This is a genomic window from Cellulomonas sp., assembly GCF_965229465.1.
Lineage (GTDB): Bacteria > Actinomycetota > Actinomycetes > Actinomycetales > Cellulomonadaceae > Cellulomonas.
In genome coordinates this window covers 4465265-4474087 of record NZ_OZ245882.1, presented here as the reverse complement: position 1 = coordinate 4474087, position 8823 = coordinate 4465265, and the positions used below count along the sequence as shown (strand labels likewise).

Here is an 8823-nt window from a genome sequence, read left to right as displayed (position 1 = left end):
GACGGCTAGGCTGTGGGCGCGGATGAGTCAGTCAGGCGGCCGCGTCGAGCCCTCGGGCTCGCCGAGGAACGTCCGGGCTCCGCAGAGCAGGGTGGTGGGTAACACCCACCCGGGGTGACCCGCGGGACAGTGCCACAGAGAACAGACCGCCCGACCGGTCCGCCGGTCGGGTAAGGGTGAAACGGTGGTGTAAGAGACCACCAGCGTGCCGGGCGACCGGTGCGGCTAGGTAAACCCCACCCGGAGCAAGGTCAGACAGGGAGCGTTCGAGGGCTGCTCGCCCGAGCTCCCGGGTAGGCCGCTGGAGGCGTGCGGCAACGTACGTCGTAGAGGGATGGCCGCCACTCGCGCAGTGCGGGCAACCGCGTGCGAGGACAGAACCCGGCGTATCGACTGACTCATCCGTTCCGCAGTATCCGACTGCGCCGTCAGGGCGTGACGAGGCACGATGGCTCCCATGAGCACCCTCGACCAGCTGACGTCCGACCTGACCACCGCCATGAAGGCCCGCGACACCGAGCGCACCGGCATCCTGCGCCAGATCATCGGAGCCGTCCGGTTCGAGGCCAAGGCAGGTAGCGTCGAGAAGGAGCTGTCGGACGACGAGGTGCTGAAGATCCTCGCGCGCGAGGTCAAGAAGCGCCGCGACTCCGCCCAGATCTACACCGACGCCCACGCACCCGAGCGGGCCGCCACGGAGACCGCAGAGGCCGACCTCATCGAGACGTACCTGCCCGCGCAGCTGTCCGACGACGAGCTCGCGGCCCTGGTCAGCGCGGTGATCGCCGACGTCGGCGCCACCACGGTGCGGGACATGGGCGCGGTCATGAAGGAGGCGACCGCGCGAGCAGGTGCGTCCGCGGACGGCAAGAAGCTGTCCACGCTGGTGCGTGCGGCGCTCAGCTGACGGATGCGGGCAGGGACTCGTAGGCGCGGCCGGACAGCATCGACGCGACGTCGGAGGTCCACGGCAGGGGCGGCTCGGGCATGACGACGAGCCACGAGCCGTCCCGGTCGAAGAACCGCAGGTCGCCGTCGAACGCGTAGGTGTCACGCACGTGCACGCCGAGGTCGGTCACGGTGAACGTCAGGTTGAACAGCCACGCGGCGGGGTCCTGGATCCGTGCGTCGCTGTCGAGGTCGCGTGACGTCCACAGCCGCATCCAGGTGACGCTGCGCGACTCCCGTGCGGGGACCACCAGCGGGTGCCCGGGCAGCAGGTCCAGCTCTCCACCCGCGGGCTCGACGATGTTGACCTGAGCGACGCCGTCGGAGAGGTTCTCGAACCAGATCGTCAGCGCGGTGCGGAACGCGTACGTCTCGTCGCGCCCCACCTGGAGCTGCTCTGTGAGCAGGCGCCACCGGTCCTGACCGCCCGCGGTGAGCTGGCAGAACTCGAGGGCGGGCTTGCCGGGGGTGCCCGGACCCTCCGGGAAGGCGCGGGCCACGATCGTCGGGGCGAGCTCGTCGAGCCGGGCCTCCTCGAGCATCCGGCGCATGCGGTCGGCGTCCAGGCGCTGCCGGTCGGCATAGGTGCGCGCGTTCTGCGCCTCCTGCCGCGCCAGCTCGAGCGCCTCCCGGGCGATCGCGACCTGCTCGTCGAACACCTTGGTCTGCTTGTGGGTGGCCTCGGCCAGCCGCTTGGACCGGCGGGCGGCTCTGCCCGCGACGATCCAGGCGCCGAGTGCGGCGACGAGCGTCAGGACGGAGAGTGCGAGCGGGGCCCACTGCTCCCAGTCCTGCCATGCGACGTCGCCCAGGACCGGAAGTACGGCACTGATCATCCCCGGAAGGTACCGACCGATTCGTCCGATTTCGACCTCGACACGCAACTGTCACCCGTGCGGGGGAGCGGTCAGGTCCCGGACGTCTCCGCGGCGAGCGCGGCGGCCGCCTGGTCCGGGGTGCCGCGCAGCAGGCAGAACTCGTTGCCCTCGGGGTCGGCCAGCACGTGCCACGGCACGTCGCCCTGGCCGATGTCGACGCGGGTGGCGCCCAGGCCGAGCAGCCGGTCGAGCTCGCTGGCCTGGTCCGACCCGTTGGGTGGGCGCAGGTCCACATGCAGACGGTTCTTGGCCGTCTTCACCTCGGAGACCTTGAGGAACAGCCAGTTGGTCGCGCCGCCGTCGGGCGGGGCGATCTCGATCTCGTCGTCGTCGTCCGCCGGCTCCCAGGCGTACGACCAGTCGAGGACCTCGCGCCACCAGCGGGCGAGGGTGTGCGGGTCGGCGGAGTCGATCGTGAGCTGGGAGACCACAGGTGCCATGCCCGGGAGAGTAGAGGGCGCCACCGACACCCCGCGAGACCTATTCGCGCCCGAGATCCGGGTCGAGGCGCACGACGCCGGAGTCGAGGTCGAGCCGTCCGGCGGCGTCACCGGTCTGCTTGATGTCGAGCTGCTGACGGTCCTGCTCGGCCGTGAGGTACTCGCGATTCGGCTGGAACACGTCGACCAGCGCCCCGAATGCTCCGCTGCCCGCCACCCCGCCGGTGGTGGGGCGCTCGCGCGGTCGGCGCCGGTCGAACCAGCCGCGCGCGACCATCCGGTCGACCGCGACGAGCAGCAGGACGAGGGCGACGATCCCTCCGCCGACGAGCCATCCCATGCCGCTCATGGTCCCACCGCCGCCCGGTGCGCGGCGTGCGCGGCGGCCGCCCAGGGGAGCGCGTGCCGGTCGTCGTCGACCTCGGTGCCGTCGAGGAGCGCCGACAGGTACGCGCGGTCGGCCGCGAGTCGATGCCGGAGCTCGTCGGGACCCCCGACGCGCCCGTGCCCGGGGACGACGACCTGCGCGCCCGCGGACTCCAGCAGGTCGAGGGCCGCCCGGTAGTCGCCGACGGGGTCGTCCGAGGACAGGTCCAGCAGCGGGATCTCGACGTCCGACAGCATGTCTGCGGCCACCAGGACGCCGACGTCCGGGACGAGCAGCGCCGAGTGCGGGCGGGCGTGCGCCGCGTGCGTGAGGACGTGGACGGTCCGGCCCGGCCAGTCGAGCACGCCGGGCGAGCGCCGCGGGTAGGCGGTGGCGGGCGCGGCGATCGGTGCCGGGGCCTCGCCGACCCGGGCGAGCTCGTCGTCGGCGTCGCGCTCCGCGGCGAGGGTCTCGCGGTCCGTGGCCGCCGCACCGTCCGCCCAGCGAGGCAGGTGGGCCAGAGCCGGACCGTCCAGGACGTGGTCCCAGTGCGCGTGCGTCGACCACACGGCGACCGGGGTCCAGCCGCGGTCGCGGATCAGCAGGGCGAGCTCGTCGACCTCGCGCGCGGTGACCGCGGGGTCGACCAGGAGGCAGGTGCCGTCGTCGCCGACGAGGAGCGTCGAGGTCGTCGTGTAGACGGCGCTCGTCGCCACGTGGACGCCCGGCGCGACCTCGACGAGGTCGCGCACGGGTCAGCCGCGCGACTCGGCAGCGAGCGCCGCCGCGCCGACGATCCCGGCCGCGTTGCGCAGCTCGGCCGGCACGATCTTCGTGCGCAGGTCCAGCAGCGGCAGGAAGTCGGAGTGGTGCTTGCTCACGCCACCGCCGACCACGATGAGGTCGGGCCAGAACAGGTTCTCCACGACGGTGAAGTACCGCTGCAGGCGCTCGGCCCACCCGGCCCAGTCCAGGCCCTCGCGGTCGCGCACGCTCTCGGCGGCCCGCGACTCCGCGTCGAACCCGTCGATCTCCAGGTGCCCGAGCTCCGTGTTCGGGACGAGGTGCCCGTCGACGATCAGCGCGGACCCGATGCCGGTGCCGAGGGTGACCACCAGGACGACGCCGTCGACGCCCTTCGCGGCCCCGTAGAGGACCTCGGCGTAGCCCGCGGCGTCGGCGTCGTTGACCGCCAGCACCTTGCGCCCGGTGGCGTGCTGCACCGCCTTCTCGACGTTGGTGCCGATCCATGACTTGTCGACGTTCGCCGCGGACTGCGCGACGCCGTGCAGGATCACCGCCGGGAACGTCACCCCGATCGGCACGTCCTTGCCCAGGTCGAACGAGTCCACCACCTTGGCCACCGTCGCGGCGACCGCGTCAGGGGTCGAGGGCTGCGGCGTCGGTATCCGCTTGCGGTCGGCAGCGAACTCGCCGTCCGACAGCGAGACCGGGGCACCCTTGATCCCGCTCCCGCCGATGTCGATGCCGAACGCGGTCGCTCGGCTCTCAGTGTCCTTCTTGTGCTTGTGGTCGCTCATGGCAGGGTCAGGATCTCCGCTCCGGTGTCGGTGACCAGCAGGGTGTGCTCGAACTGCGCGCTGCGCATCCCGTCGGCCGTGAGGACGGTCCAGTCGTCGTCCCACATGACCCAGTCGGGGGTACCGAGGTTGAGCATGGGTTCGATGGTGAACACCATGCCCGGCTCGATGATCGCGTCGTACGCGGGGGCTGCGTCGTAGTGCGGGACGATCAGCCCGGTGTGGAACGCGGGGCCGACGCCGTGCCCGGTGTAGTCCCGGACCACCCCGTAGCCGAAGCGCGCCGCGTACTTCTCGATGACGCGTCCGACGACGTTGATCTCGCGGCCCGGCGCGACGGCCTTGATCGCGCGGGTGAGCGCCTCCTGCGTGCGCTCGACCAGCAGCCGCGACTCCTCGTCGACGTCGCCCGCCAGGAACGTCGCGTTGTTGTCGCCGTGCACGCCACCGATGTAGGCCGTGACGTCGATGTTCACGATGTCGCCGTCCTCGATCACCGTCGAGTCCGGGATGCCGTGGCAGATGACCTCGTTGACCGAGGTGCACAGCGACTTGGGGAAGCCGCGGTAGCCGAGCGTCGACGGGTAGGCGCCGTGGTCGACCAGGAACTCGTGCCCGATCGCGTCCAGCTCGTCGGTGGTGACGCCGGGCGAGACGTGGCGGCCGACCAGCTCGAGGGCCTGCGCCGCGAGCCGGGCGGCCACCCGGACGCGCTCGATCATCTCGGGGTCCAGGACGTTGCTGCCGGTCCAGTGCGCGGGGCCCAGCCGGCCGACGTACTCCGGGCGGGCGATGGACGACGGGACGTCTCGACGTGGGCTCACCGTGCCCGGGACCAGGGCGGATCTTGGCGCGTGCACGGGCGACATACCTGGCAGTCTACGGACAGGAGGGCATCGAGGCCGGTCAGGGCCGGTCCCGTCGGTGCCCCGGCGAAGGGAGAGCGACATGGCGGGCAACTTCTGGTTCAACATCGAGACCCACGAGGTCGAGGAGGGCCGGCAGAGCGACTGGACCAAGCTGATGGGCCCGTACGCGACGCGGGACGAGGCGACGCACGCGCTGGAGAAGGCGCGCAAGCGCAACCAGGACTGGGACAGCGAGGACGAGCAGCAGGCCTGACCCGTCAGCGGCGCTCGAGCGTCGCGAGGATCGGGCGGTGGTCGCTCCCACCGGTGCGCTCCAGGACCTGGAAGCCGACCACCCGCCAGGCGCGGCCGTCGACCAGCACGTGGTCGATCGGTGCGGCCAGGAACCTCGGTGCGGACGCGGGCCACGTGCCGAGCGCCGCAGCACCGGACGCGCGCGCCGCGTCGATGCACGGTCCCAGGTCCTGGAGGCCGGGGTGGTCCAGCGTCGAGTTGAGGTCGCCCGCGACGATCACGCCGGGCGTCGAGCCGCACAGGTCCGCGACCAGAGCGGTCTCCGTGCGCCAGGTCGGCATGGCGCCACGGCTGATCGGCGCGATGGGGTGGGCCGCGACGATCACGGGCGACCCGGCCGGGTCGCCCGGGTCCGCGCGCAGCGACCCCAGCCGGGTGGGGAGCGAGACGGACGCCGGGTAGGTGCCGACACGCTCCGAGACCAGCAGCGCGGTGCCGGCGACGAAGGACGAGTGCCCTGCCGCGGTGAGCCGCTGCATCGGCTGCCCGGCTGCGGCCATCCGCTTGGCCGTCATGCGGGCGGTGTAGCCGGAGGTCTCGGGGAGCACCACCACGTCCGCGTGGTGCTCCAGCGCCAGATCGGCCAGCACGGCGGGATCCACGGTGCTCAGGGTGTTGAACGAGAGCACGACGACCTGGTCGCCCGAACCCGCCGCGTCGGCGTGCTGCGGTGTCGAGCGGGCCGCGAGCACGGCCCCCTGCGCCGCGGCGCCCACGATCAGGGCGACCGCCAGGGGCAGCAGCCGACGCCTCGTCGCGGGGACGGCCAGGAGCGCGACAGCGAGCACCGCGGACCCGAGGCCGAGCACCGCGCGGAACGACACCACCTGCGCGACGAGGTACGTGCCGGACGCCACGGGCACCGCCAGCGCCACGAGCACGCCGAGCACGGCGACCGCGACCGTCCAGACGAGGACCCGAGCCGCTGCCGTCACGCGTCGAACTGGTGGTCCGGGTCCGGGAACGTTCCGCCGCGCACCTCGTCGGCGTAGGCGACCGCCGCGGCCCTGAGGGCGGCCCCGACCTCGCCGAACCGCTTGGCGAACCGAGGCGACCAGTCCGTCATGCCGGCCATGTCCACCCACACGAGCACCTGCCCGTCGCAGGTCGAGCCGGCGCCGATCCCGATGGTCGGGATCTGGAGGATCTCCGTGACCCGCGCAGCCACCGGTGCCGGCACCATCTCCAGCACCACGGCGACGGCGCCGGCCTCGGCGATGGCCACGGCGTCCTCGCACAGCAGCTCGGCGGCGAGGTCGCCGCGGCCCTGCACGCGCGGTCCACCCAGCAGGTTCTCCGACTGCGGCGTGTAGCCGAGGTGCGCGACCACAGGGATGCCGGCGTCGGTCAACGCCTTGATCTGGGGGACGACCCGCTTGCCGCCCTCGAACTTCACGGCGGCGACGCCGGTCTCCTTCATCATCCGCACGGCGGTCTCCAGCGCCTGCGCGGGTCCCGCCTCGTACGAGCCGAACGGCAGGTCGGCGACGACGAACGCCCGCTTGGCTGCCCGCGCGACGGCGCGTGCCGGGGGGATCAGGTCGTCCACCGTGACCGGCAGGGTCGTCGTGTGACCGTGCATGGTGTTCCCGATCGAGTCGCCGACCAGCAGCATGTCGATGCCGGCCTCGTCGAAGATGTGCGCGGTCACGGCGTCGTAGGCCGTGAGCATCGTCAGCCGCTCGCCGCGCTCCTTGGCCTCGCGCAGGTGGTGCACGCGGACGCGCTTCGGGGTCTGGGTCATTCGTGGTGCTCCTGTCGGGGTGGTCACGGCTCGCGCCAGCGGGTGGTGATCGGGAGGCGACGATCCCGGCCGAACGCCAGCGCGGTCACCTTGGTGCCCGGCGGGTACTGGCGACGCTTCCACTCCGCCCGGTCCACGAGGGCGAGGACCTTGTCGACGACGGCGGGGTCGAACCCCCGGGCGAGGAGCTCCGCGCGACCCTCGGCGTTCTCCACGTAGGCGTCGAGGACCTCGTCGAGGAGCTCGTACGGCGGGAGCGAGTCCTGGTCCACCTGGCCGGGACGCAGCTCGGCGGACGGCGGCTTGGTGATCGACGACTCGGGGATCGGCGGCAGCTCGTCGGGGCCGAAGACCCCGTCGCGGGCGGCGTCGTTGCGCCAGCGGGCCAGCGCCCAGACACGCGACTTGTCGATGTCCTTGATGGGGGCGAAGCCACCGACGGCGTCGCCGTAGATCGTCGAGTACCCGACCGCGAGCTCGGTCTTGTTGCCGGGCGCCAGGACCAGGTGGCCCTCGGAGTTGGACAGCGCCATGAGGATGACGCCACGCACCCGGGCCTGGAGGTTCTCGGCCGCGAGGCCGTCCAGGGACAGCTCGTTCTCGAAGGCGTCGACCATCGGGGAGATCGGCTGGACCCGGTAGTCCGCCCCGATCCGCTTGGCCAGGTCCGCCGCGTCGTCCTTGCTGTGCTCCGAGGAGTACACCGACGGCATGGACACGCCGACCACGTTCTCGCCCCCGATGGCGTCGGCGGAGATCGCCGCCACCAGCGCGGAGTCGATACCCCCGGACATCCCGAACACCACGGACGTGAAGCCGTTCTTCCTCACGTAGCCGCGCAGGCCGGTGACCAGCGCGCGGTAGACCTCTTCGTCGGGGGCCAGCGGCGGCGCGACCGTGCCCCGGGCGGGAGCGTCGTCGTCGCCGAGCAGGTCCCACACCAGCAGGTTCTCCACGAACTGCGGGGCGCGCGCCAGGACGGTGCCGTCGGTCGCGATGACGAACGAGCCACCGTCGAACACGAGGTCGTCCTGCGCGCCGACCAGGTTCACGTACGCGACCGGCGCCTCGACCTCGTGCGCCCGTCGCGCGGCGAGCTCGACGCGCTGGTACCCCTTGCCCTCCTCGTACGGCGATGCGTTGAGGACCACCAGCAGGGAGACCTCGTTCTCGTCCATCTGCGAGACCGGTCCGCCGTCCTGCCAGATGTCCTCGCAGATGACGACGCCCACCCGGCGGCCCAGCACGTCGATCACGCACACGTCGTCGCCCGACGCGAAGATCCGGTACTCGTCGAACACGCCGTAGTTGGGCAGGTGGTGCTTGTCGTACCGGACCTGCACCTTGCCGTGCTGGAGCAGGACCGCCTGGTTGGTGGGGCGCCGGGGCCCCTCGGGCGCACCGGGTTCGTGCACCGGCGTCACCAGCTTCTCCCCGACGGTGCCGACGAGCACCGCCAGGTCACCGAGTCCCTCGTCCGCCAGGGCGGTCGCCGTGCGCTGGAGCGCTGCCTCGGCACCGCGGCGGAACGAGGCACGCAGCGCGAGGTCCTCGATGGGGTAGCCGGTGAGCGTCATCTCGGGGAAGACGACCAGGTGGGCGCCGGCCTGCGCGGCCGTCCGGGACCAGTCGAGGACGGTCCGGGCGTTGGCGTCGACGTCCCCCACACGCGTGTCGATCTGCGCGAGGGCGATGCGGGGATGAGGCATGGGCCGAGCCTAACCACCGGTTCCGAGACCCGG

The 8823-nt window shown here is 72.2% G+C and carries 11 protein-coding genes and 1 other RNA gene; 3 read left to right on the top strand and 9 right to left on the bottom strand.

Annotation, left to right across the window (positions count from 1 at the left end; all coding sequences use genetic code 11):
- Positions 1 to 23 precede the first annotated feature (23 nt).
- Positions 24 to 405: RNase P RNA component class A (rnpB, locus tag ACO06A_RS21110), an RNA gene on the top strand.
- Between the two features lie 52 nt (positions 406 to 457).
- Positions 458 to 907 carry a GatB/YqeY domain-containing protein gene (locus ACO06A_RS21105; RefSeq protein ID WP_421734133.1) on the top strand — a complete coding sequence of 150 codons (450 nt, stop codon included), beginning with the start codon at positions 458 to 460 and terminating at the stop codon, positions 905 to 907.
- Here ACO06A_RS21105 and ACO06A_RS21100 read toward each other — a convergent pair.
- From ACO06A_RS21100 to map, 6 genes are all read right to left on the bottom strand, one after another.
- Positions 900 to 1784 (bottom strand): hypothetical protein, encoded by an 885-nt coding sequence (locus tag ACO06A_RS21100; protein WP_421734132.1) that lies wholly within the window; start codon positions 1782 to 1784, stop codon positions 900 to 902. The genes ACO06A_RS21105 and ACO06A_RS21100 overlap by 8 nt on opposite strands.
- 71 nt (positions 1785 to 1855) lie before the next feature.
- Entirely contained in the window at positions 1856 to 2266 is a 411-nt protein-coding gene (locus ACO06A_RS21095) for a VOC family protein (RefSeq protein WP_421734131.1), read from the bottom strand.
- 40 nt (positions 2267 to 2306) lie between these two features.
- Positions 2307 to 2615: a DUF6191 domain-containing protein gene (locus tag ACO06A_RS21090; RefSeq protein ID WP_421734130.1), complete on the bottom strand. Its 309-nt coding sequence runs from the start codon at positions 2613 to 2615 to the stop codon at positions 2307 to 2309.
- A complete protein-coding gene (locus ACO06A_RS21085) occupies positions 2612 to 3385 on the bottom strand; it encodes an MBL fold metallo-hydrolase (protein WP_421734129.1) in 774 nt (257 codons plus the stop codon). The genes ACO06A_RS21090 and ACO06A_RS21085 overlap by 4 nt, the downstream gene beginning before the upstream one ends.
- A 3-nt stretch (positions 3386 to 3388) precedes the next feature.
- Entirely contained in the window at positions 3389 to 4174 is a 786-nt protein-coding gene (gene ppgK, locus ACO06A_RS21080; RefSeq protein ID WP_421734128.1) for a polyphosphate--glucose phosphotransferase, read from the bottom strand.
- Positions 4171 to 5043, bottom strand: coding sequence for a type I methionyl aminopeptidase (gene map, locus ACO06A_RS21075; RefSeq protein WP_421734127.1), 873 nt, complete (start codon positions 5041 to 5043; stop codon positions 4171 to 4173). The genes ppgK and map overlap by 4 nt, the downstream gene beginning before the upstream one ends.
- 79 nt (positions 5044 to 5122) lie before the next feature.
- Between map and ACO06A_RS21070 the strand changes: the two genes are divergently transcribed.
- Positions 5123 to 5296 (top strand): SPOR domain-containing protein, encoded by a 174-nt coding sequence (locus tag ACO06A_RS21070; RefSeq protein ID WP_175346055.1) that lies wholly within the window; start codon positions 5123 to 5125, stop codon positions 5294 to 5296.
- Between the two features lie 4 nt (positions 5297 to 5300).
- Here ACO06A_RS21070 and ACO06A_RS21065 read toward each other — a convergent pair whose 3' ends face one another.
- Genes ACO06A_RS21065 through ACO06A_RS21055 form a run of 3 tightly spaced genes read right to left on the bottom strand, consistent with a single transcriptional unit; the run spans position 5301 to position 8790 of the window.
- Complete coding sequence (locus tag ACO06A_RS21065; RefSeq protein WP_421734126.1) at positions 5301 to 6272, bottom strand: endonuclease/exonuclease/phosphatase family protein; 972 nt, start codon at positions 6270 to 6272, stop codon at positions 5301 to 5303.
- Entirely contained in the window at positions 6269 to 7081 is an 813-nt protein-coding gene (gene panB / locus ACO06A_RS21060) for a 3-methyl-2-oxobutanoate hydroxymethyltransferase (RefSeq protein ID WP_421734125.1), read from the bottom strand. Before panB ends, ACO06A_RS21065 begins: the two co-directional genes overlap by 4 nt.
- 23 nt (positions 7082 to 7104) lie before the next feature.
- Positions 7105 to 8790, bottom strand: a complete 1686-nt coding sequence (locus ACO06A_RS21055) for an NAD+ synthase (RefSeq protein ID WP_421734124.1) — start codon at positions 8788 to 8790, stop codon at positions 7105 to 7107.
- Positions 8791 to 8823 lie beyond the last annotated feature (33 nt).

Excerpts from the sequence above, each read along its gene's own strand:
- ACO06A_RS21070 (WP_175346055.1), top strand. The coding sequence starts at position 5,123 with ATGGCGGGCAACTTCTGGTTCAACATCGAGACCCACGAGGTCGAGGAG.
- panB (WP_421734125.1), bottom strand. The coding sequence starts at position 7,081 with ATGACCCAGACCCCGAAGCGCGTCCGCGTGCACCACCTGCGCGAGGCC.
- ACO06A_RS21055 (WP_421734124.1), bottom strand. The coding sequence starts at position 8,790 with ATGCCTCATCCCCGCATCGCCCTCGCGCAGATCGACACGCGTGTGGGG.
- ACO06A_RS21105 (WP_421734133.1), top strand. The coding sequence starts at position 458 with ATGAGCACCCTCGACCAGCTGACGTCCGACCTGACCACCGCCATGAAG.
- ACO06A_RS21095 (WP_421734131.1), bottom strand. The coding sequence starts at position 2,266 with ATGGCACCTGTGGTCTCCCAGCTCACGATCGACTCCGCCGACCCGCAC.
- map (WP_421734127.1), bottom strand. The coding sequence starts at position 5,043 with ATGTCGCCCGTGCACGCGCCAAGATCCGCCCTGGTCCCGGGCACGGTG.
- ACO06A_RS21100 (WP_421734132.1), bottom strand. The coding sequence starts at position 1,784 with ATGATCAGTGCCGTACTTCCGGTCCTGGGCGACGTCGCATGGCAGGAC.
- ppgK (WP_421734128.1), bottom strand. The coding sequence starts at position 4,174 with ATGAGCGACCACAAGCACAAGAAGGACACTGAGAGCCGAGCGACCGCG.
- ACO06A_RS21090 (WP_421734130.1), bottom strand. The coding sequence starts at position 2,615 with ATGAGCGGCATGGGATGGCTCGTCGGCGGAGGGATCGTCGCCCTCGTC.